Source organism: Sulfurospirillum diekertiae (assembly GCF_002309535.1).
GTDB classification, from domain to species: domain Bacteria; phylum Campylobacterota; class Campylobacteria; order Campylobacterales; family Sulfurospirillaceae; genus Sulfurospirillum; species Sulfurospirillum diekertiae.
In genome coordinates this window covers 1,845,546-1,866,910 of the sequence record NZ_CP023275.1, presented here as the reverse complement: position 1 = coordinate 1,866,910, position 21,365 = coordinate 1,845,546, and the positions used below count along the sequence as shown (strand labels likewise).

The window sequence follows — 21,365 nt, the reverse complement described above, 5'->3', positions numbered from 1 at the left end:
TCCTAAATTGACACTGTTATTCTAAACTTTCAGTATCAATTTAGGAGTTAATCATGAAAAAAATAGTCTATTTGATAGTGTTATCCCTCTCGTTGTTGAATGCTAAAGCGTTTAATGCCCCCATGCAAACCTACATGAACGAATTAAGCGCGGAAGCAAAGGCTCAAAATCCAAACTTTACAGGCTTTGATGCCACGCGTGGTGAGAAACTTTTTGTCTCCAAACAGACGGGTAAAAAAGGAAGCGAGATGAGTTGTACCTCATGCCATACCAACAACCTCAAAAATAGCGGGCAAAATGTCAACACCAACAAGCCCATCACGGCTCTTGCTCCATCCGCAAATCCTGCGAGACTTACCGATGTTGCGGAAGTGCAAAAGTGGCTCAGACGCAATTTTAACGATGTGTTTGCGCGTGAAGGCACGGCGCTTGAAAAAGGCGATGTGCTCACCTACATCATCAACCAATAGACTTTTGCCAAAGTCTATACACGCCAAAAAAGCAAAGCTCTTTTAGCTACGCTAACCGCTGAGGTACTAAAGCTTGCCGATAGAATCGGCAGAACTAAATAAAGGAAAAAAATGAAAAAGATATTTTTAATGACAGCACTTGGACTCACTGTTGCGTTTGCAGGTAGCGTTGCACCGGTGAATAATGCCTTGTATCAAAAAGAGTGTGCGAGTTGCCACTTTGGCTATCAACCAGCCCTTTTAAGCAAAACATCATGGGAAAAAGTGATGGGAAATCTGAGCGATCACTTCGGAACCGATGCCTCTTTGGGCAAGGCTGAGCATGATCAGATTTTAGCGTATCTGGTAAGTAATGCAGGAAGTGGTAAAATAGCGGCGAATAACAATTCCATGCGCATTACCGAGTCGCCTAAGTTTATCAAAGAGCACCGCGAAGTACCTGCTCGGTTGATAACACAAAAAGAGGTTGGTTCACTCTCCAATTGCAGTGCTTGCCATACCTTGGCCGATCAAGGTAATTATTCGGAACGTGCGATTAAAATACCAAATTACGGGAGATGGGAATGAAAAAAATATTCGTGTGGGGGCTTTATACGAGAGTATCACATGTCCTTTTGATGGTCATGATGCTGGCGGTGTTTTTAACCCCCGAAGTGAAACGATTGCTGAGTTTACATGTAGCGCTTGGATATACGCTCGCACTGCTCTTTCTCTTTAGAATCTTGTGGGGATTTATGGATGTCAAGTATTCTAAATTTAAAGATTTTAACTTTAGTCTGAGCGATTTAAAAGCGTATATGTTCTCCATTTTTGGCAACAAAAAAGAGCATATTGGGCACAATCCAGCGTCAAGTTACGCCATTGTAGCGATGATTGTTTTGACGTTTTTGACCGTTGCAACAGGGGCTTTAACGTATGGCGTGAAAGAGGGAATGGGCATCTTTTCCTTTATGAACCACACGCTGTTTCGAGACATGAAACTCTTTAAAGAGGTGCATGAGCTTTTCTCCAACGTCCTTATGGCAGTCATTTTTGCGCATATTGCAGGTGTTTTACTCGATAAATTTCTTCACAAATCACGTGCCTTAGAGTCGATGGTCGATGGCTATAAGATAGGCAATGAAGAGGGAGTTAAACTCACATGGGTGCAAAAAGCCTTTGGCGTTGTTGCCATTACTCTTTCCCTTTTCGCATTTGTTTACATGCTCGTTGCCCCTAATAGCCTTCTAATCGCCGATGGCAATCAAAAAATGGATTATGCCAAAGAAAATCCTGCGTTTTACAAAGAGTGTATCAGTTGTCATACACTCTATCCGCCCTTTTTACTGCCTTCAAAATCGTGGGTGAGTATGATGGATACCTTGCAAAACCATTTTGGCGATGATGCTTCACTGGACGCTGCTACCACAGAATCTATTAAAGCATTTTTAGTGAAAAACAGTGCTGAGACATCGACCAAAGAGTCTTCTATGAGGATTCTTGCCAGTTTGGACAAAGAGAAAACGTACCTTGCCATTACTGAAACGCCTTTTTGGAAAAACCGCCACAAAGAGATTGACAAAGCGGTGTTTAAAAGAGCCGATATTGGAAAACCATCGAATTGTAAGGCGTGCCATGATAATATTGAAAATGGACTCCTGAACAATCGTGACATTAAACCTATATAGGAAAAGGGATGAAATTACTTTTGATCTTCCTTCTCACCCTTTCACTCTATGCTGACCATGATGGCAAAAAAGAGCATCAACTCAGCAAAGACCTCTCCTATTTGGAATTATCACACGATCAAAAAGAGCGTATTAAAGGCATTTTGAAACAGTACCGTGTGGATTTGAAGGGGTTTCGTGAGTTTAAAGAGAAGATGAAAGATCAAAAAGAGAATGCACTTTTGCAAGAGAGCGTGAATGAAGACGATTTACAGAAGCTGAACCAAGCGATTAACCAAAAAGCCACCATGATTGAAACGCATTTTTTAGTGCAAATGCACGCTATTTTGACACCCGAACAGCGCCAAAAATTTGCGCAGAATCTTGAAGAGTGGGAAGTGGAATGAGCGAGAAAATTTTACTTATCGAAGATGATTTGGAGATGCAATCACTGATTGCGGATTATTTACAAAATTATGACTTTGACGTGCAGGCTTTTGACAAACCTAAAGAGGCACTGGAACATCTCAAAGCAAACCCGCAGTACAAAGTGATCGTGCTTGATCTGATGCTTCCACAAATGGATGGGTTTGATGTGTGTAAAGCCATTCGCTCGATGAGTGATGCGCATATTATTATCTCCTCAGCCCGCAATGAACTTAGTGATAAAATCTTAGGCTATGGCGTGGGTGCGGATGATTACCTCGCAAAGCCGTATGAGCCACGCGAATTGGTGCTTAAGATCAACTCCCATTTGCGCAGAAATACATTCTCTAAAAAAAGAGTAGGGGAGTTTGAAATCGATGAAGCGAAGATGGAGATCACGTTGGACGGTTATCTTTTAGACCTTACCAAAATCGAGTTTGACATCTTGTTGCTGTTGCTTTCCAATCAAGGCAAAGTCTTTTCGCGTGAAGTGATTTTTAACGCGATTAACGGCATTGGGTATAACTCCAAAGATCGCACGGTGGATATGCACATTAGCAACCTTCGCGCTAAAATCGGCGATGATTCTAAAAATCCCAAATACATCAAGTCCGTTTGGGGCATCGGCTACAAAATGGTTGGCTAAGATGTCCATTTTTACCAAACTCTTTTTACTCTTTTTAGTCAGCCTTTCGCTGATGCTCTTTGTTTCGCGTGAGACGAACCAGCTCACCCAAGCTAAAATAGAGATGCTTTTAAAAGAGAAGTACCTTCAAGCTTCCACCGAGCTCTTTCGTGACCTTGCCAATAACGACCAAACAGCGCTTACCAAAAGGCTTCAATCTTTTAACTTTGAAGTGATTGCCGAGTCACAAAGTGTGTTGGAGGGCTCTCAAACGATTTATGAGAAAAGCAGCTCTTTTGGTGAAGTGAAAATCTTGAGAGAGGCCAAAGGCAGATACCTTTTGCTCCTAAGTTATTTGGATGAGAGCTTGTTGGTACGCGATCGTGCCCAACAAGAGGGTTTTTACCATTTTGAAACCGTGAGCTACCTCATTTTCGCCGATATTTTCGTGCTTGTTTTGACGTTTTTGATGGTCATTAAACTGATTTTCCCGCTTAAAGAGATCGCCTCAACGCTTCAAAAATTTGGCGAAGGTGCTTTACATGTAAGAATGAAACGCCTTGGCTCCAATGAGCTTGGAAAGCTCTGCGACACCTTTAATGCGATGGCATCAAACATCGAAGCGCTGATTCTCTCACGCCAACGTCTGCTTCGTGACATCGGGCATGAACTTCGCACACCGCTTGCTAAATCCAAACTTGCTTTAGAGATGTTAGGCGAAGGGAAATATCAACAAAGTCTTAAAAAGGCGATTTCGCAGATCGATGAACTGACCAAAGAGCTTTTAGAGATCGAACGGCTCAATGCCAATATGGAACAACTAAACCTAAGCACTTTTGATGCTGAAACGCTCATCTCAGAGTCCCTTTCCCGCGCCCTGATCGAAGATGAAAGCGTGGTGGAACTGTGCATCGAAGAGAGTTTTGAGATCAAGGGCGATCTGACTTACCTCTCCATTGCGCTGAAAAATCTCATCGATAATGCTCTGAAATACACCACGCAAAAGCCCATCATCATCGAAGTCAAAGAGCACACGATCAGCGTTAAAAGCAGAGGCGAAGTGCTCGAACACGCGTTGGATTATTACTGCGAACCGTTTGCCCAAGGTGATGATGCTAGAGGTGTGGAGGGATTTGGACTGGGGCTTAGTATTGTCAAAAAAATCGTTCAAAAGCACGGGTTTGGATTTGAGCTTACATGTAAAGAGGGGTGGAATAGCTTTTCACTGCGTTTTACATGAGTTTCACTGTGCTTATTGATGGCGTTGATGAATGAAAGTTGAAAGTTTAGTCCTGACACCTTACTTCATCAATGACAACCAAACTTTCAAATAATGTCTTTGTGACTTCTTTATTTTAAATTCTTATTTAATTGATATTTATTAAGAATTGTTTTAGTAGAATTGTGGAAATTACAAAAGGAGATTCATTGTGAAACAGAGCTTTTTATTATCACTACTTTTGGGGCTATTTTTTATTGGTTGTGCTACCCCTTATTCGGAAGCACCGCTTGCTACTAATTTTGAAAATACTGAACAACAAAAACTTCAGGCCGGCGCACATTGGGATATTATTGCCAATCATCTTGCTACAAGTATTGCTAACACTATCAATAAAGAACGCATTGTCTACATTAACGAACCTCAAGAGAAATCAAAATTCAATACTGCCTTGCATACACTTCTCCTTAGTGCTCTCGTAAAAAACAATATCTCTGTTGCTAAGACACCTGCAACAGCAAATGCAACGATAGACATAAAAACACAGGTTCTCAAATTTACACCTGATAGAGCTACGTTTAGAAATTCATTTGGTGCACCTACTCTTTTAGCAGCTGGTGTGTGGACGATGATAGGTGTTGGTGCAGCGAATACAACAGCTAACACGGTTGGAGTGGGTGCAACAGCTGGTGCTTTAGGACTAGATGCTTACAACTGGTTTGGCTCAAAATATGATGAAATTCCTCAACATGAAATCATCGTAACGGTCAATGTTTCAGATGCAAAAAAATATATTAGTAGCTTAAGCAACGTTTATTATATTGCAGATACTGACAAAGCTCTTTACAATAGTGTTTCAAAAGGTTATAAAATTGAAATTGAAGGAGAGAAATAATGAAAGTTTTATATACCCTCTCCATTCTACTCATGACATTTCTTTTATCAGGTTGTGTAGCGTCTTCCCAACCTAATCCTGATAAACCAAAATTTGATATAACTGAGCTAAACTATAAAGCTGCGGAGAAATTGGTGATTGCATCAGGGTTACAACAAGAGTCTGTTATTATTATGGCGACTGTTGTCAATATTGATGAAATTGAAAAATCTTCAACATTAGGACGTCTTATTTCTGAGCAAATTTCAACGCATTTTGTCCATAAAGGTATGAATGTAATCGAAATGAAATTTCGCGAAAATGTCTATATGAAACAAAATGAAGGCGAAATGATGCTGACACGTGAAATTGGTAAACTTGCCCGAAGCTATAGTGCAAATGCTGTTATTGTAGGAACATATGCTATTGGGAATTCAGCTGTATATGTCAATCTTAAAATAATTGACCCTAGAACCAATGTTGCGCTATCTGCAACGGACTACATTTTACCAATGAATAGCGACATTGAAGATATGCTTGGAAAAAGAACTCGACTCTTTTAATCTACTGTTAAGTGAGTTATGAAACTTAATTTTCATAACTCATTTCTTCGTTTTCTATAATTTTTGCAAACAAAATCTTTACATGTAAAAAGGTTCACTAGCGCACACCTCCACATATCCCATTCGATTCTTTAAATAAAACTTAGATACAATCGTATCATTAAGATACATAAAGGATAGAGATGTTATTTGAAAAGCTAGGCTTGAGCGCACCATTACAAGAAGCAGTCACTGAACTTGGGTACACGAAACCAACGCCTGTGCAAAATAAGGTCATTCCCTTGGTATTAGAGGGCAAAGATGTCATGGCAACGGCGCAAACGGGGACGGGAAAAACCGCGGCGTATGCATTGCCACTCTTACAGATTTTGAGCAAAAAAACCCAAAAATCGACCACGAAAAAAGTCGTACGCGCACTCATTTTAGTGCCAACGCGTGAGCTTGCTTCCCAAGTGAATATGAACGTGCAAGAGTATGGCAAAAACCTTGAGTTAAACATCGGGGCGATTTACGGTGGAGTGAAGTTTACGCCGCAAGTGAAAAAATTGGAAAAGGGCATTGATGTGCTTATCGCTACTCCGGGAAGGCTTTTGGAGCACATTAAAATCTCTAGTGTTGATCTCTCCCGTGTTGAAATTTTAGTGTTTGATGAAGCCGATAGAATCCTTGATATGGGTTTTTGGGATGAGGTCGAGTTATTGCTCTCGTTGCTTCCTAAAAAACGTCAAACTTTACTCTTTTCCGTCGGTGTTTCCAAGTCGGTCAAACGCCTCTCTGAAGTGAGCTTGAAAAAGCCCGTCACGGTTGCGATTAACAATCAAGGCGAATTTGCCAAAAACGTACAGCAGACCATCTACATGGTGGACAAAGAACGCAAATGCGAGATGCTTTCTTTCATGATCGGTACGGAAAACTGGCATCAAGTGTTGGTCTTTACCAAAACGAAACAGAGTGCTGATGAGGTTGGGGATTACCTTAGTAAAAGTGGCTTGAAAACATTGGTCTTGCATGGTGACAAAGCACACTCACAACGCACCAAAGCCGTTGCCGCTTTTAAAGAAAACTCCATTCGCGTGCTTGTGGCGACCGACATTGCCTCACGTGGTCTTGACATCGAAGATTTACCGCATGTGATTAACTACGAACTCCCTGGAGACGCCGAAGATTATCTGCACCGAGCGGGCAGGACGGGGCGTGCGGGTAAAGAGGGACGAGCGATTTCGTTTGTTTCTCAAGAAGAAAAGTTAAAGTTAAAAGAGATTGAGAAAATCTTAAAATACACGCTTAAAACAGAGTTCTACCCCGGTTTTGAGACACAAGTATGGGTTGAAAAAGAGGCGAAAAAGCATACGATTCAAGCGAAGATTGATCGTGAAAAAGCCAATAAAAAGCCGATGGGTCTTCGTAAAAAACGCGAGGAAATCAAAGCCGTTAAAGCCAAAAAATCGGCTAAAGCATGCGGTATTGGCGCTAAAAATTGTAAAGTAAAATAAGTAAAAGGCGAATACATGATGGTTGAGATGCAAAAATTGCACTATTTTAAAGATTTTATTGAGAAAGAGGAAAATCCCATTGGGAAGAACCTTTATGTGATGGTCTTAGCAGTCGAAGCGTACTATGAATTTATGGCAGAAGTGCTCATCCCTGGAACGTCTCGTAGTATGACACAGTTTAAACTGCTCGAAGAGTTGAGGGCGTTAAAAGTGATTAATGAGCAAGAGTTTGTCATTATGAACGAGACACGCAAACTTAAAAATGAGCTGACACACCGTTTGGATTATCAAGTTGATTTGAAATATGTCTATGATTTTTGCAACAACTGTACGGTGAAAGATAAGATTGTTCCTGCAAATAAAGAAGATCATAACGAGCTTGAAGCGTCTCTTTTGGATGCCCTTTTGAAAAGCTATAAAATCGTCGATCTTAAACTCTACTCTAGAATGCGTAAAGAGCTTGAAAAGGTGCATGGAGTAGAGGCGTGAAATTTAAAGTAACGGGGAAACAGCACATCTCCAAAAACTGTTTAGTGTGTGGCATTGAAAACCCTTTTGGTCTGAAAACGAAGTTTTACGAACTGGAAAACAAAGAGATTGTGGCGTACTTTACGCCGCACACCTACCTTCAAAGTTACCCAGGCATACTGCACGGTGGCATCTCCGCGACGATTTTGGATGAGACGATTGGTCGAGCGATTATGGCGCATTACGGACAAAAGAGCTTTGGCGTGACGATAGAGCTGAACTTAAAATATAAAAAGCCTGTACCGCTTGATGTTGAGCTCAAAGTTGTTGGGCGAATGACTAGCGATAAAGGGCGCATTTTTGAAGGTACAGGAGAGCTGATACTTCCAAGTGGTGAAGTCGCTGTCACCGCCTCAGGACGCTATATGAAACGCGATGTGACGCAGATCGTTGAAAACGATTTTATCGAAGATGAGTGGTTTGCAAGCGATGGAAAAGATAGAGACGAGATAGACCTTTAAGTGACTGAGCCATACCGTATTCTTCAAAGTGTCTTTGGACACCACCGTTTTAGAGCGTATCAAGAAGAGGCTGTTAATGCTATCTTAGAACGTCGAGACATTATGATGATCTTGCCCACAGGAGCAGGGAAGTCTTTGTGTTATCAGCTTCCCTCTTTGGTGATGGAAGGACTTAGCGTAGTCATTTCACCGCTTTTAGCCTTGATGCACGACCAAATTACCGCACTTTCCACCTTTGGTATCAAAGCTTCGATGATCTCTTCGATGCAATCACCTCAAGAGATACAAGAGACGATGCAAGCGTGCCAAAAAGGTGAGATCAAACTGTTGTACATTGCACCTGAGCGCTTAAAAGGTGAGTCATTTTTACACTTTTTGCAAACCCTTCCGATCAATTTTTTTGTCATTGATGAAGCACATTGTGTGAGCGAATGGGGGCATGAATTTAGAGAAGATTACCGACAACTCTTTCGCCTCAAACTCTATTTTCCGCAAACACCCATTGCCGCGTTTACGGCAACGGCGACAAAGATCGTTGAGCACGATATTCTGCATCAGCTCAGTCTCTCAAACCCGTTAATCATTCGTGCCAAAGTAGAGCGTGATAATCTCACGATCAACGCGGACTATCGCAACTCCAATGGGCGCGAGCAACTCCTCTCTTTTTTGAGTGCGTTTGAAAACGAAAGCGGCATCATTTATACCTTAAGTCGCAAAGAGACGGAAAGCTTGGCGCAGTTTTTAAGCACACGCAATATCCTTGCACGTGCATATCATGCGGGACTTCCGACCGAAGAGAAAAATGAGACCTTTCGCGCTTTTTTAAACGATGAGATTCAGGTCGTTGTGGCAACCATTGCCTTTGGTATGGGCATCGATAAGAGCAATATTCGTTTTGTGGTGCATATGTCACTGCCAAAAACCATCGAGAACTATTACCAAGAAATCGGGCGTGCAGGGCGTGATGGATTGCCGTCTTCTACCTTACTGCTCTTTTCCAACTCGGACATCGTGGAACACAAGCGTCGTATTGGAGAACAGCCCGCTTCTGAGTATCAAACAGTGGCGTATGAAAAGCTCGAAGCGATGGCAAAATTTGCCTCGTCGCAGGTATGCAGGCATCAGCAAATCGCAGCCTATTTTGACGATACCATTCTTACATGTCAAACGCGTTGCGACAACTGCATCGATGGCGAAAAGCAGAGTGTGGACATTTCGCATGAAGCATTAAAACTTCTCTCAAGCATCTACCGAACGGGGCAACGTTTTGGACTGCAATACGTGGTCGATGTCTTAATGGGTGCAAACAGCGAAAAGATCGTGCAAAACGGACATCAAAGCCTTTCTGTTTTTGGCATCGGAAACGATAAAACCAAAGCGCAATGGCTCAGCATCGGCGATAGGTTGATGGAGCTAGGTGCGCTCAATGTGGGTGAATATCGCGTGGTGAGCCTCAGTGAATATGGCGCGCAAATCATCAAAGAGCGTTTAAGCGTAAGCATTCATGCGAAGCGTTTGGAAGAGCGTCAAAAGGTCAAAAAAGCCAAAAAGGTTGTGTTGGGTACATTTGAGCTCTCCATTTTTGAGAAGTTACGCGCGTTGCGATCAAAAATTGCAAAAGAAAATAGCATTCCACCGTATGTCGTTTTTAGCGATAAAACCCTCAAAGAGATGGCGGAAAAACTCCCACTGGATAAAGAAGCGATGCTGGAGGTCAGTGGGGTCGGTGAAGTGAAGTTTGAGCGCTATGGTGAAGCCTTTTTGGAGTTGTGCGAAAAGCTCTCATAGGCTTTACATGTAAAGAAAAAATACGCAATAGGGTACAATACTCTTTTACATGTAAAGGAGACTTATGAGTGCAGGACAGATTCGCAGTAACATTCAAAAAGGTGTGAAAGTGCAGATCGTTTTAAAAGAAGATCAACGTAGTGGCAAGCTGACATTGGGTGTGGTCAAAGACATTCTGACCAATTCTGCCAACCATCCTCATGGCATTAAAGTGCGCTTGGAGAGTGGCGAAGTAGGGCGTGTGAAAGAAATTATTCTCTAAATTTACTCTAGGGTATTGAGCCGATCGTATAACGTTAACGGTTTTTGAGTAAATCCAACGATAGCATCATTTTTGGTCTGGTGTGATGAAAATAGCATGAGGCTCTGTTGGATTTGGTTTATGAAAGCCGGGTTTAGTTTTGAAGAGGCAACCATAACATCGAGGGGTATCTCTTCCGTTGTGGCTAAGATACGAATTTTATTTTGTTCTTCGGTTGATAAATTATAATACGCGCCACTTGCAACCGCCCCCGCATCAATCGATTTTTCTAAAAGGGCTTGCAGCACTTTCGTATGTTTTTTAAGCATGTAGGTTTGGCTTAAATCATGCAATGGATCGACACCTTGTTGCTTCATAAGAAAACGTGGGTATACATACCCTGAAGTTGAACTTACGTCCGTAAAGCCAAATCTTTTCCCTCTTAAATCATGGAGTGTTACAATAGAACTATCAGCTCTTGTAACAATCAATCCTTGGTAAGAACTCTCTTTTTGTCCATTTTCACTGATCATTTCAAGCGTTGCCAAATAGTGAGTATTGGGTACATTTTGGCGTAATGTAGCAAAAAGTTTCGGAGAAACAGAAGCGATATCGACCGATCCATTCTCAATCAAACTTACAAGGTGATCGTAATCTTTAGAAATAACAAAGACAATCTCTTTGTTTAAAGATTTTTCCAAGTACGTGATCAGTTCACTGTACAGTTCTCGAAGCTCTTCAGGATTGCGATACGGATTGACGCCAAATACAAGCTTGTCTTGGGCTATGATCGTGCTACATAGCCAGATTAGAAGGAGTACGATTATTTTAATCTTCATATTCCACCCTGTTCCTTCCACTGTTTTTTGCTTTGTAAAGTGCAGTATCAGCTCGATTTAAAATGGTATTGGATGTGTCATCTTCATGATAGGTTGCAACACCTAAACTAATGGTTACGGACTGAGGATAGTGTTCAAAATGCAGCTCTGCAATTTTTGCACACAACCCTTCGGCTAAAACGATCGCTCCTTGCAGAGACGTTTCAGGCAAGATGAGTAAAAATTCTTCGCCACCCCATCTGCCAACGATGTCACTTACACGCATTGCATGGTACATTGTATGGGATAAATGCAGTAAAACATGATCGCCAATTTCATGTCCATACGTGTCGTTGATTGTTTTGAAACGGTCGATATCAAGCATAATAATAGAAAAATGAACACCTCTGTTCGCCTCTTTTAGTTTTTGATTTAGGCACTCTTCTAGTTTGCGTCTGTTGGCAAGAGAGGTGAGTTGATCGGTCGTGCTGAGTGCTTCAAGTTCATCTTGGGTATCCGCTATTTTTTGGCTCATTTTAAAAAGTGCTTCCGCAATCTTTTTAACTTCTGGTGCTGTGTGATCAAAAATCACTTTTTGTGTTCGGGTAATGACCTCTTTGATGGAAATGTGATCTTCATAAAAGTCAATGAGCAAGTGGGTTAAATTTTCATAATCCTTGAGATGTTTTAATAAAACGATGTGAAGCGCAATAAAGAGAAGCACAAAAGCGAGCGCAATACTGAGTAAAAAATTGGTACGGGTTTCTTTAAGGGCACTCAGCTCTTCTTCTGAAGTTAACCCTATATGAAAGGTTGCCTCTTGAACACCTAATGTTTGAAGGCTGACATGAAGTGTGGAAATATTAAACAGTTTTTGACTATGCGTAGTTGAAATATCTTGATAAGCTGAATGGTAGGTAATGCTCATATTAGTTCCCTCAACCATTTTATTTAAGAGGGCTTGATCAATAGCAATGGCAACACAAATGATGCCAATAGGTTTTTTACCGTATTGTTTAATACGAGACGCAAAAACAAGGCACTCTTGGTTATCAATGATATCAATGCCCAAAAAAGTATCGTTGTGTAAGACTTGTTGAAAATAAAATGTTTTGGAAACATCATCGCCAAAGCTGTATTCTGCTTCGCCTCTACTGATGACCGTGCCTTTTAGATTCATAAAATGTATTTTATCACTCGGGGATGATAAAAAAAGTTTGCCCCAATTAAAAAGTAGATCGGTGTCATTACTGATAATACCCGTTGTTACTTCTTGCGAATTCATTAAAATTTTGGCTGATTTTTGTAAATTTTGGAGCATCTCTTCAAAACGTGTTTGCACCATTTCTGTTTGAATCAGTGTTTTGTGGTCAAAGGCTTTTTGTTGTGTGAGATACAATGTTTGGATTTGGTAGATACCAAAAATAAAAATAGCCAATAACTGAGTAATGGTGAGGATGAGAATTTTATTATAGAGTTTCATGGACAGAACTCAAAAAGAGAGTCGTGTAGATCATACTTTGACAAAAAAAATATATCAAACTCTGTTTTAAAAACATTTATTTCTCATTTAGTCTTTCATTTATAGTTCATTACCGAGATGATTGTATCATATTTTGGTTACAGCATTTTTTGAAAATTTTGAAAATAGGGCAGGTTTAATCAGGAGGTGTTATAATGAAAAAAAAGAGTTCAACGATAAGGTCATCAAATGAGCGAGATATTCCATCAAGAGTGGTTTGCCTTGTATGGCATACCAGTTTTAATTGCATTGGCACGGATTTGCGATGTCAGCATTGGTACGCTTCGTATCATTTTTGTCTCCAAAGGGCTTCGATTATGGGCGCCAATTTTGGGATTTTTTGAAGTCACAATCTGGCTTTTAGCCATCTCCAAAGTTATGGAAAATCTGACAAATCCTATCAATTATATTGCCTATGCACTTGGGTTTTCACTGGGAAATTACATTGGGATGTTTATTGAAAATCGTTTAGCGCTTGGCATGGTGGTGGTACGCATTATCACCAAGCGTGATTCGCATGCCTTAGTTACCATTTTACGTGATCTTGGGTACAGTGTCACAGTGGTGGATGCTGAGGGAAATATGGGTGCTGTGAACATCATTTTTACGCTGATTAAACGCTCGAGTATTAAAGTCATTACACCGCTTATTTTGCACTATAACCCACAAGCGGTTTATTCCATTGAAGATGTGAGACATGCGAGTGATCCAAACTTCCCAACGGTTCTTACAAGGCGTTCACGTTTTTCACAGTTTATGCGAAGTATGCGGAAGTAAACGACACCAATCCCTAAGGCAAAAAAGCCTTAGAGATTTTACATATAAAAATTTAGCGCACGAAATTAGTCATAATTTTAGCTTCTTGTTCTGGGAAAGGTACGTTGTTTTCTTTGGCATTTTGAACCATTTTAAGGGTGAATGCCATATTTTTTCCTAAAACGCGTGCAATTTGCATCCCTTCTAAATCCTCATGAACTTCTCCTGGAACTCTTCCGTGCGCAACATTCCAGTAGTTCGTTGTTGGCATAATCATCTCAGCATAGGTAAGATAGTGATTCATCGCATCAAAAGTGCTGACACCGCCTGATCGACGTACGGCTACGATGCTGGCTCCTACTTTATGGCGAAAGAGATTGCCATTGGCAGAAGAGACGTAAAATGCGCGATCCAAAAAGGACTTCATCGTTCCTGCAATACCTGCCCAGTGAACGGGTGTTCCAAGGATGATACCATCGGCTTCTTTCATCTTTTGGATGTACTCATTGACATGCGCATCATCTTTGGCGATACAACGCTCATCTTGATTTTTCGCACAGCCACCACAGCCAAAACAGCCTCGAATAGTTTTATTGCCGATGTGCAAGACTTCTGTTGAAATATTTTCTTTGGCCAATTCTTGTGCAATCGTATCAATTAACTGTGCCGTGTTGCCATTTTTATTAGGGCTTCCATTGATTGCTACTACGTTCATATACTTTTATCTCCTCTATTTTTGGTACTTGTTGATCGAATTGTAACGTAAGTGTTGATAAAGTAGATAGATAATTTAGACACATTTATTGCCTATTACTGTACAATTCACTTTTACATGTAAAGGAAACAGATGGACAGCTCTGCTAAGAAAAATGAATTGATTCAACTCTTAGAGTCTCTTTTACCCGAAGAGGGTACGGTGCAAACAGACATTACCTCTCTTAGTCTTTCAAAAGTTTCCAAAACCTCTGAGTTTGCCTGTTCGATGAGCGAACCTTCGATCTATTTTATTGCAAGAGGTGTTAAGGAGGTGCATTTGGCGGAACAAATTTATACGTATGATGCGTCCACCTATATGATCTCTTCGGTACATTTACCGCTCAGTGGTAAGATCATTGAGGCAAGTAAAGAAGCGCCCTATTTAGCACTAAAACTGACCTTTAGCTTAGATGAAATGATGGAAGTGGTGCAAGAAAGTGGTGATGCTTTTATGCAGCCCTGCACAAAAAAATGTGACTGCGCTTTGGTGATGGGAGAGATGGATGAAGCGCTTTTAGACGCACTCATTCGGTTGGTTTCTCTTTTGAAACATCCAAAAATGATTGCAACCTTGTCTCCGCTGATTGTTAAAGAGGTTTTGTACCGTTTATTGGACCATCATCCTCAGATGTTTATTAAACAGTTTGCGACGATGGGAAGCCACGCATACCGTATTATGCAAGCGATTCATCAGATCAATACCCATTTTGAAGAGCCATTGCGTATTAGCGAAATGGCACATAGTCTTGGCATGAGTAACTCATTGTTCCACCGACATTTTAAAAATGTGACGACATTAACACCGATTCAATACCAAAAAAAAGTACGCCTTCAAATGGCGCGAAAACTACTTTTGAGCCAACATGTCGATGCCGCTACCGCTTCGTTTCAAGTGGGTTACGCCAGCCCATCACAATTTAGCAGGGAGTACACACGCATGTATGGCATGCCACCTAAAAGTGATGCAAAACGACAAGGTAAAGCTTTGTAAATCTTTACATGTAAAGGTTTGAGCAGAGAGTCATTTTATGATTTTAAAGTGATGTGACATTCTCTATACCCAATATAACGCCTTTACAACACTTGATAGTTATGATGCTCCATAAGAAACTAAAAAGGGGTTATCATGAATATTGCAAAGCAGCTTATTGTCATGCTTACAATTGCGATTATAGGCATTGGTTCCGTTTTTGCTATCAGCTTTTATAAAATGGGTGAAGTTTATACCAATACAAATTATGGCAATGTGAATGTCATACCGAGTATTTTAATTGTCAATGGCATGATGGAGGATTATTACTACCTTCGCGTTTATGCGTTTGAGTTTCTCTCCGCAACGGATCAAAAATCAATGGATGAGTCCGCTGCGATGATTAAAGAAGTCAGAGACTTATTAGACAAAAAAGTTGCATCGTATTCTGAGTATTTATCGGATGCGAAAGATAAAGAGCTTTATGAAAAAGACAAAGAAATCTTAAACCAATACAACGCCTTGTTAGATCAGTTTTTAGCACTCTCAAAAGCCAATAAAAAAGAAGAAGCACGAACGCTCGCATTTGCGAAGAGGCCATTTTTAGCGACCGTTGGAGATACGCTGCGCATTCATATGAATTACAATAAAGAGTTGGCTGAAACAAAAGCACTTGAAGCTTCCAATACAAAAGATAATGCCAGTGCACTGATGATAGGGCTTTCATTATTGGTGGCTGGTCTGGTGATTATTACCAGCATTATGATTCGTCGCAATATTCTTCAAGGCGTGCATATTATCCGTGATAGCATGGTTTCGTTTGTGAAGAATAAAATGTTAACATTTAGAATCACCTATGAGAAAAAGAATGAATTTAAGGAAATTGTTGATAGTTTTAATGCCTTAGTCACCACACTGGAGCAAACCATTGTTGATGCTAAACAATCATCGACTGAAAATGCTTCTGTATCGCATGAACTCAGTTCCACCAGTATGCAAATAGGGCGCAATGCTACAAAGAGTACGACGATTGTTGAAAATACTATTCAGGAGATTGCAACGATTAAAACTTTCGTGCAAGAGACTGCCACCCTTTCAGAAGCGATGAAAAAAAGTATTACCGATGCCGGTCAAAGACTCGATAATGCTAAAGATGAAGTGGTAAGCCTTCGCAATGAAGTAGGACTTGCGAGTGAAGCTGAAACAGCTTTAGCTCAAAAACTAGAGCAGATGAGCAGTGATGCCGAGCAAGTCAAACAAATCCTCACCGTCATTTCAGATATTGCCGATCAAACCAATCTTTTGGCGCTGAACGCTGCCATTGAAGCAGCCCGTGCAGGGGAACATGGACGAGGTTTTGCGGTTGTTGCGGATGAAGTCCGTAAACTTGCGGAGCGAACCCAAAATTCATTGACGGAGATTAATGCGACCATCAATGTCATTGTTCAGTCTATCGTGGACTCTTCAGAGCAAATGGGTCGCAATGCGAAAAATATCAGACGTCTTGCTGATGTTTCGACGGGTGTTGAAGAGACGATAGTGGGAACGACCGGTGTGATGGAAGAGAGTGTTACCTCTGTCACAACCAGTGCGGCAAATTCCATTCGAATTGCGAGTGATACGGATAGAATCGTTACAATGGTTTCCAATATTAATGTCTTGACCAGTGAGAATGCCAGAAGTGTTGAAGAGATCGCTGCAGCGGCAGATCATCTCTCAAAATTGGCAGAGAATCTCAATGAAAAATTGAATCAATTTAAGTCTTAACCTCTCATCAGAGTTCTTAGAGAACTCTGAACACGTCTTTCAATCAAAGCGCTAAAGGCTACGTTAACACTGGGTTCTCTTCGGCAGAGAGCCCACGTACCTTTGGTGCTTTTACTTCTTAGAAAACTAGGTTTACAAACCCAATAACATGAATGCCAAAGAGAGCATCACAATGCCAATGAGCACTTCCAAAATTTTCCATGAAATGGCTTTAGTAAAAATGGGTGTTAAAATTCTCGCGCCATAGCCGAGTGAAAAGAAAAAGAGAAACGAAGCACTCATAGCACCCAAGCCAAAAAGTGGCGCCAAGCTTCCAAATTTGGTCGAAACAGAACCCAGTAAAATGACCGTATCGAGATACACATGAGGATTTAGCCACGTAAATGCAAGAACCAGAAGGATGGTTTTGGAAAGTGATGAGGTGGGTTGATCGAGAGGGCTGAGCTCATGAGACATGCTCCACGCCGAGTAAAAACTCTTCAATCCATAGACAAATAAAAAGGCAAAACCACCGTATTTTGCAACGCTCTGTAAAGAGGGAAACTGTTCCACCAAATAACCAAAGCCTGAAACCCCACAGAAAATCAAAATCGCATCGGAGAGTGCGCAGACCAAGCAGATGATAAAGACATGTTCTTTTTTGATGCCTTGTTTGAGGACAAACGCATTTTGCGCTCCAATGGCTAGGATCAGTGAGAAACCAAGACTAAAACCTGAAATATAAGCATTCATTGTATGTTCTTTATGGTGAAAATAGGGCATGATGATAGCAAAATAACCGTTAAATCCACTTTTACATGTAAAGATTTTGAGTGATCGCTTAATTTTTAAGAGTGACGATCTAATTTTAGATTTCTGTGCTTAAGAGCTTCTATTTAACGGTAGTTTAACAAAGTGAATTTATAGTGTCCCCTTAGATTTAAGGGAGGTTGTATGAATAAGATAGTGGGTATATCTCTGATTGTTTCGACGTTTTTAATGGCGGAAACAATAGATTTGGGTGCGATTACTGTTGTGGGAGAAACACTCACAAAAGAGGTGAATGATATACAAGGTAAAGAGCTAAAATCCGCTGACCTTGCAGATGCTCTTTCTCGCAATAGCGCGTCAATTACGATGATTCGAGGAAGTGGCGTTGCCAATGATATTATCTTACGTGGGCAAAAAAGGGACAATATCAATGTTTTAATGGATGACGCGAAAATTTATGGCGGTTGCCCCAATCGAATGGATCCTGCTATTACGCATATCAACTCTGACAATATCGAAAACGTTAAAATCATTGAAGGACCTTACGATGTTGAAAACTTTGGTACGTTGAGTGGTCTTGTCATAGCTGAGACCAAAAAGCCGATGCAAGAGGCAAATGCGGATGTGAATTTAGGTATGGGAAGTTACGGTTATAAAAAAGCGGAGGCAAGTGCGGGTGCTGGAAATGAGTATGTCCGTTTCCTTTTAAGCGCTTCAACCGAAGAAAGTGACCAGTATAAAGACGGGAACGGCGATACGTTTTATGATCAGTTATTAAAGGATTTGGGATCAAAAACAAAGCAAGGCATGTATAGTTCCAACGATTTAAAAGCGTATGAAAAGAAAACGTTTATGGGTAAAGTATTTATCAATCCAACAGAAAATCAAGAGATTCGCTTAGGCTATACGCTCAATCGTAGCGATAACGTCCTTTATCCGTCTCGTAGTATGGATGCGGATTATGATGACAGCGATATTTATACGTTAGGATATAGCCTTTACGATTTGGGAACATACTCAAAAGAGCTTGCTTTGGAGATGTATTATTCAAAGGTTGAACATCCAATGTCCACAAAATATCGTGTACAAAGTATGATGATGACAGGTAAATACATGACGGCGGATATGAAGACGAAGATGGAAGGCGCTAAATTGAAAAATGTCGTCGATGTCAATGGCGGCGAATTGACGTACGGTATTGATATGAGCAGGCGTAATTGGGATGGAAAAAGTTATACCACAACGGTTTCGACGGGAGCAGTAACCGGTGTTACTGATTTGACGACGATTCCCGATGTCGATACAACCAACAAAGCCTTGTTTGCTCATTATGAAAAAAAGATCGATCGTTTCAATGTTCAAGCCGGTATTCGTTACGACGATACGGTTGTTAAGGCCAATCGCTCTGTCGCTGGTAAAAATGATGAGAACGATTATAACGCTCTTTCTGCCAATACGATTATTACGTATAAAGCAACTGACAATGTGGATTATTTCATCGGTTTTGGTAAAGCATCACGTGTTCCAGATGCGAAAGAGCTGTATCATCCAGCAAACTCGACAGGTATGTTAGATCAAGTGACAAATTATGAGACAGATGTAGGGTTTAAAACCCATTATGATGGTTTTGGCGTTAAAGGTAAACTGTTTTATTCAGACTTGACAGACTATATTTATTATAATGCGAATGTTCTCAAATACGTCAATATCGATGCAATGATTTACGGTGCGACATTGGATGCGTATTTCGACATCACTAGTGCATGGACTTTGAATTATGGCATGAGCTATTTAAGAGGGCAAAAAGATGAACCGCTCGTAGGGCAGACGGACAAAGATTTAGCCGATATTGTACCTCTTCGCGCGATTACATCCGTAACGTATCATGAAGGTAATCATGCTGTCAAAACCGAGATGGTGGCCTCCAAACGTTGGAGCAATTACGACAGCGATAACGGAGAACAAGAACTTGCAGGCTATGCTGTTTTCAATGCTAAGTATAATTACAAAGTGACGAAACATTTTGATGTCACCGTTGGTATGGATAATATTTTTGATAAAACGTATGCCGTATCTAACACGTATAAAGATTTAAGTTTAATCTCTGCCGTTGATGGCGACGTAATGTTGATTAACGAACCGGGTCGTTACGCATATATCAACCTACATTATTCGTTTTAAATTATTCAAGGTCATTCCTGTGTATAGGAACGACCTTGTTTTTCATTAGCGTATGAAGGTTATTTATCCACTCAATAAATAGTTTAAAAATAAAATTTAAAATCAATTTAAAGGCACATATATAAAAATTACGATAAAATCTCATAAAATAACAAATATATAGGTAAAAATTATGCTAAAAAGATTCACTTTAGAGAATTTTTCGTCATTTAGAGATGAAAGTAGTTTAGATTTAACAGCAGGTAGAACAGAGATACTTCCTAAGCATGTTGTAAATTTTGATAATGTTAAAATATTAAAAAGTGCTATTGTTTATGGTGCGAATGCTTCAGGAAAATCAAATTTAATCAAATCAATCAGCTATGCAAAAGATATAGTATTAGATGGATTAAATAGTGTAGATACCTATAAAAAATATTTTAGACTTGATATAGAAAGTTCCAAAAAACCTACATCTTTTGAATTTGAATTAGAATTAGATAATAAATTTTATGCCTATGGTTTTAGTGTAATTCTTGAGAAAAAAGAAATTGTTGAAGAGTGGCTTTATGAAATTGGCAAAAATACATCGGATAAAATATTTACAAGAAAATCTAAGACAATTTCTTTTGGTAAGTTTTTAAAAGGTGAAAAAGATTTAGAAAAAAGATTTAGCATATATGCAGATGATATGAAAAATCAAGGAAGCCAACTGTTTTTATCTGAAATCGCTACAAAAAATTTAGAAAATGATGCAGTAAAAATATTTAATAATATTTACAAATGGTTTGACAAAAAACTTCAAATTATGTATCCAAGCTCAAAATTTAATCGTGTGTCTTCTATTGGCAGCGATAAAAATCTATCGCAAATATTCAAAAAATACCTTAATGAATTTGATACGGGGATTGTAGATATATCATCGATTGAAGAGGATTTTGAAAAAAGCTTAAAAGATGTGCCAGAAGAGATAAAAGACCAAATTAAAAAAGATTTATTAAAAGAAAATACCAAAGGTGAAGGTTTATTACAATTGCCAAATGGTACATTTTTAAGAGTTTATAAAGATGCTAATGGTGAATTAAAGACAGAAAAATTGGGATTGGTCCATAGTCATGAAGTAAAAGATGTTTTTGAATTAACCGATGAATCTGATGGAACACGAAGGCTTTTTGATTTAATTCCATTAATTCAGAGATTTGCAAAAGATTATACAATTATCATCGATGAATTTGATAGAAGTTTACATCCAAAATTGACTAAGAAGTTTTTTGAGTTATTTTATGCGCTAAATAATTCAAAGACGCAATTAATTGTTTCTACGCATGAATCGACTCTTTTAGATTTAGAATTAGCAAGAAAAGATGAAATTTGGTTTGTTGAAAAAGATAAAAGTGGTAGTTCAAAGGTTTTTTCACTTAATCTATTCAAAGATAGATATGATAAAAAGGTTGAAAAAGCCTATTTGTTGGGTAGATATGGGGCAATTCCTATTTTTAAATCATTTGATGAAATAGATACGGATAAATAAG

At 39.8% G+C, this 21,365-nt stretch carries 22 protein-coding genes; 18 read left to right on the top strand and 4 right to left on the bottom strand.

Annotated elements, in window-relative coordinates; translation table 11 throughout:
• Nucleotides 1–53 precede the first annotated feature (53 nt).
• The 13 genes from SJPD1_RS09580 to SJPD1_RS09520 all read left to right on the top strand — a co-directional run bounded on the left by SJPD1_RS09580 (nt 54) and on the right by SJPD1_RS09520 (nt 10,355).
• Entirely contained in the window at nt 54–470 is a 417-nt protein-coding gene (locus tag SJPD1_RS09580; RefSeq protein WP_096046967.1) for a DUF1924 domain-containing protein, read from the top strand.
• Nucleotides 471–581: 111 nt separating this feature from the next.
• Nucleotides 582–1,037 carry a diheme cytochrome c gene (locus tag SJPD1_RS09575; RefSeq protein ID WP_096046966.1) on the top strand — a complete coding sequence of 152 codons (456 nt, stop codon included), beginning with the start codon at nt 582–584 and terminating at the stop codon, nt 1,035–1,037.
• Nucleotides 1,034–2,137, top strand: a complete 1,104-nt coding sequence (locus tag SJPD1_RS09570; protein ID WP_168171351.1) for a cytochrome b/b6 domain-containing protein — start codon at nt 1,034–1,036, stop codon at nt 2,135–2,137. Before SJPD1_RS09575 ends, SJPD1_RS09570 begins: the two co-directional genes overlap by 4 nt.
• Nucleotides 2,138–2,145: 8 nt before the next feature.
• The gene (locus SJPD1_RS09565) at nt 2,146–2,523 is read left to right on the top strand and encodes a Spy/CpxP family protein refolding chaperone (RefSeq protein ID WP_096046964.1); all 378 of its coding nucleotides are present in this window, start codon (nt 2,146–2,148) and stop codon (nt 2,521–2,523) included.
• The gene (locus tag SJPD1_RS09560) at nt 2,520–3,188 is read left to right on the top strand and encodes a response regulator transcription factor (protein ID WP_096046963.1); all 669 of its coding nucleotides are present in this window, start codon (nt 2,520–2,522) and stop codon (nt 3,186–3,188) included. Before SJPD1_RS09565 ends, SJPD1_RS09560 begins: the two co-directional genes overlap by 4 nt.
• Before the next feature lies 1 nt (nt 3,189).
• Nucleotides 3,190–4,407, top strand: coding sequence for an ArsS family sensor histidine kinase (locus tag SJPD1_RS09555; RefSeq protein ID WP_168171350.1), 1,218 nt, complete (start codon nt 3,190–3,192; stop codon nt 4,405–4,407).
• Nucleotides 4,408–4,597: 190 nt separating this feature from the next.
• Complete coding sequence (locus SJPD1_RS09550) at nt 4,598–5,281, top strand: hypothetical protein (RefSeq protein ID WP_096046961.1); 684 nt, start codon at nt 4,598–4,600, stop codon at nt 5,279–5,281.
• On the top strand, nt 5,281–5,823 hold the full coding sequence (locus SJPD1_RS09545; RefSeq protein WP_096046960.1) for a FlgO family outer membrane protein: 543 nt from the start codon (nt 5,281–5,283) through the stop codon (nt 5,821–5,823). Before SJPD1_RS09550 ends, SJPD1_RS09545 begins: the two co-directional genes overlap by 1 nt.
• A gap of 182 nt (nt 5,824–6,005) precedes the next feature.
• On the top strand, nt 6,006–7,316 hold the full coding sequence (locus tag SJPD1_RS09540; RefSeq protein ID WP_096046959.1) for a DEAD/DEAH box helicase: 1,311 nt from the start codon (nt 6,006–6,008) through the stop codon (nt 7,314–7,316).
• A 15-nt stretch (nt 7,317–7,331) separates the two neighbouring features.
• A complete protein-coding gene (locus SJPD1_RS09535) occupies nt 7,332–7,805 on the top strand; it encodes a hypothetical protein (RefSeq protein WP_096046958.1) in 474 nt (157 codons plus the stop codon).
• Nucleotides 7,802–8,305 (top strand): PaaI family thioesterase, encoded by a 504-nt coding sequence (locus SJPD1_RS09530; protein WP_096046957.1) that lies wholly within the window; start codon nt 7,802–7,804, stop codon nt 8,303–8,305. The genes SJPD1_RS09535 and SJPD1_RS09530 overlap by 4 nt, the downstream gene beginning before the upstream one ends.
• Complete coding sequence (gene recQ, locus SJPD1_RS09525) at nt 8,306–10,093, top strand: DNA helicase RecQ (protein ID WP_096046956.1); 1,788 nt, start codon at nt 8,306–8,308, stop codon at nt 10,091–10,093.
• Nucleotides 10,094–10,157: 64 nt separating this feature from the next.
• Nucleotides 10,158–10,355, top strand: coding sequence for a YwbE family protein (locus SJPD1_RS09520; protein WP_096046955.1), 198 nt, complete (start codon nt 10,158–10,160; stop codon nt 10,353–10,355).
• A gap of 2 nt (nt 10,356–10,357) precedes the next feature.
• On the opposite strand, the gene SJPD1_RS09515 is transcribed toward SJPD1_RS09520, so the two are convergent.
• Both SJPD1_RS09515 and SJPD1_RS09510 read right to left on the bottom strand, forming a co-directional pair.
• A complete protein-coding gene (locus SJPD1_RS09515; RefSeq protein ID WP_096046954.1) occupies nt 10,358–11,173 on the bottom strand; it encodes a phosphate/phosphite/phosphonate ABC transporter substrate-binding protein in 816 nt (271 codons plus the stop codon).
• A complete protein-coding gene (locus SJPD1_RS09510; RefSeq protein WP_096046953.1) occupies nt 11,163–12,635 on the bottom strand; it encodes a sensor domain-containing diguanylate cyclase in 1,473 nt (490 codons plus the stop codon). Before SJPD1_RS09510 ends, SJPD1_RS09515 begins: the two co-directional genes overlap by 11 nt.
• Nucleotides 12,636–12,863: 228 nt before the next feature.
• On the opposite strand from SJPD1_RS09510, the gene SJPD1_RS09505 reads away from it, so the two are divergent.
• Nucleotides 12,864–13,451, top strand: coding sequence for a DUF2179 domain-containing protein (locus SJPD1_RS09505; RefSeq protein WP_096046952.1), 588 nt, complete (start codon nt 12,864–12,866; stop codon nt 13,449–13,451).
• Nucleotides 13,452–13,503: 52 nt separating this feature from the next.
• Here the strand turns inward: SJPD1_RS09505 and SJPD1_RS09500 are convergent, their stop codons facing one another.
• Nucleotides 13,504–14,145 (bottom strand): flavodoxin family protein, encoded by a 642-nt coding sequence (locus tag SJPD1_RS09500; protein ID WP_096046951.1) that lies wholly within the window; start codon nt 14,143–14,145, stop codon nt 13,504–13,506.
• A 132-nt stretch (nt 14,146–14,277) separates the two neighbouring features.
• Between SJPD1_RS09500 and SJPD1_RS09495 the strand changes: the two genes are divergently transcribed.
• Together SJPD1_RS09495 and SJPD1_RS09490 are read left to right on the top strand one after the other, a co-directional pair.
• A complete protein-coding gene (locus SJPD1_RS09495; RefSeq protein ID WP_096046950.1) occupies nt 14,278–15,177 on the top strand; it encodes an AraC family transcriptional regulator in 900 nt (299 codons plus the stop codon).
• A 135-nt stretch (nt 15,178–15,312) separates the two neighbouring features.
• Nucleotides 15,313–16,923, top strand: coding sequence for a methyl-accepting chemotaxis protein (locus tag SJPD1_RS09490; protein ID WP_096046949.1), 1,611 nt, complete (start codon nt 15,313–15,315; stop codon nt 16,921–16,923).
• Between the two features lie 132 nt (nt 16,924–17,055).
• Here SJPD1_RS09490 and SJPD1_RS09485 read toward each other — a convergent pair whose 3' ends face one another.
• A complete protein-coding gene (locus SJPD1_RS09485; RefSeq protein ID WP_096046948.1) occupies nt 17,056–17,655 on the bottom strand; it encodes a LysE/ArgO family amino acid transporter in 600 nt (199 codons plus the stop codon).
• Between the two features lie 201 nt (nt 17,656–17,856).
• Here SJPD1_RS09485 and SJPD1_RS09480 point away from each other — a divergent pair, with 201 nt between their 5' ends.
• Entirely contained in the window at nt 17,857–19,854 is a 1,998-nt protein-coding gene (locus SJPD1_RS09480; protein WP_096046947.1) for a TonB-dependent receptor, read from the top strand.
• 172 nt (nt 19,855–20,026) lie between these two features.
• Nucleotides 20,027–21,364 carry an AAA family ATPase gene (locus tag SJPD1_RS09475; protein ID WP_096046946.1) on the top strand — a complete coding sequence of 446 codons (1,338 nt, stop codon included), beginning with the start codon at nt 20,027–20,029 and terminating at the stop codon, nt 21,362–21,364.
• The last annotated feature ends 1 nt before the right edge of the window (nt 21,365 follow it).

Excerpts from the sequence above, each read along its gene's own strand:
- SJPD1_RS09580 (WP_096046967.1), top strand. The coding sequence starts at position 54 with ATGAAAAAAATAGTCTATTTGATAGTGTTATCCCTCTCGTTGTTGAAT.
- SJPD1_RS09575 (WP_096046966.1), top strand. The coding sequence starts at position 582 with ATGAAAAAGATATTTTTAATGACAGCACTTGGACTCACTGTTGCGTTT.
- SJPD1_RS09570 (WP_168171351.1), top strand. The coding sequence starts at position 1,034 with ATGAAAAAAATATTCGTGTGGGGGCTTTATACGAGAGTATCACATGTC.
- SJPD1_RS09565 (WP_096046964.1), top strand. The coding sequence starts at position 2,146 with ATGAAATTACTTTTGATCTTCCTTCTCACCCTTTCACTCTATGCTGAC.
- SJPD1_RS09560 (WP_096046963.1), top strand. The coding sequence starts at position 2,520 with ATGAGCGAGAAAATTTTACTTATCGAAGATGATTTGGAGATGCAATCA.
- SJPD1_RS09555 (WP_168171350.1), top strand. The coding sequence starts at position 3,190 with ATGTCCATTTTTACCAAACTCTTTTTACTCTTTTTAGTCAGCCTTTCG.
- SJPD1_RS09545 (WP_096046960.1), top strand. The coding sequence starts at position 5,281 with ATGAAAGTTTTATATACCCTCTCCATTCTACTCATGACATTTCTTTTA.
- SJPD1_RS09540 (WP_096046959.1), top strand. The coding sequence starts at position 6,006 with ATGTTATTTGAAAAGCTAGGCTTGAGCGCACCATTACAAGAAGCAGTC.
- SJPD1_RS09535 (WP_096046958.1), top strand. The coding sequence starts at position 7,332 with ATGATGGTTGAGATGCAAAAATTGCACTATTTTAAAGATTTTATTGAG.
- SJPD1_RS09520 (WP_096046955.1), top strand. The coding sequence starts at position 10,158 with ATGAGTGCAGGACAGATTCGCAGTAACATTCAAAAAGGTGTGAAAGTG.
- SJPD1_RS09515 (WP_096046954.1), bottom strand. The coding sequence starts at position 11,173 with ATGAAGATTAAAATAATCGTACTCCTTCTAATCTGGCTATGTAGCACG.
- SJPD1_RS09510 (WP_096046953.1), bottom strand. The coding sequence starts at position 12,635 with ATGAAACTCTATAATAAAATTCTCATCCTCACCATTACTCAGTTATTG.
- SJPD1_RS09505 (WP_096046952.1), top strand. The coding sequence starts at position 12,864 with ATGAGCGAGATATTCCATCAAGAGTGGTTTGCCTTGTATGGCATACCA.
- SJPD1_RS09500 (WP_096046951.1), bottom strand. The coding sequence starts at position 14,145 with ATGAACGTAGTAGCAATCAATGGAAGCCCTAATAAAAATGGCAACACG.
- SJPD1_RS09495 (WP_096046950.1), top strand. The coding sequence starts at position 14,278 with ATGGACAGCTCTGCTAAGAAAAATGAATTGATTCAACTCTTAGAGTCT.
- SJPD1_RS09490 (WP_096046949.1), top strand. The coding sequence starts at position 15,313 with ATGAATATTGCAAAGCAGCTTATTGTCATGCTTACAATTGCGATTATA.
- SJPD1_RS09485 (WP_096046948.1), bottom strand. The coding sequence starts at position 17,655 with ATGAATGCTTATATTTCAGGTTTTAGTCTTGGTTTCTCACTGATCCTA.
- SJPD1_RS09480 (WP_096046947.1), top strand. The coding sequence starts at position 17,857 with ATGAATAAGATAGTGGGTATATCTCTGATTGTTTCGACGTTTTTAATG.
- SJPD1_RS09475 (WP_096046946.1), top strand. The coding sequence starts at position 20,027 with ATGCTAAAAAGATTCACTTTAGAGAATTTTTCGTCATTTAGAGATGAA.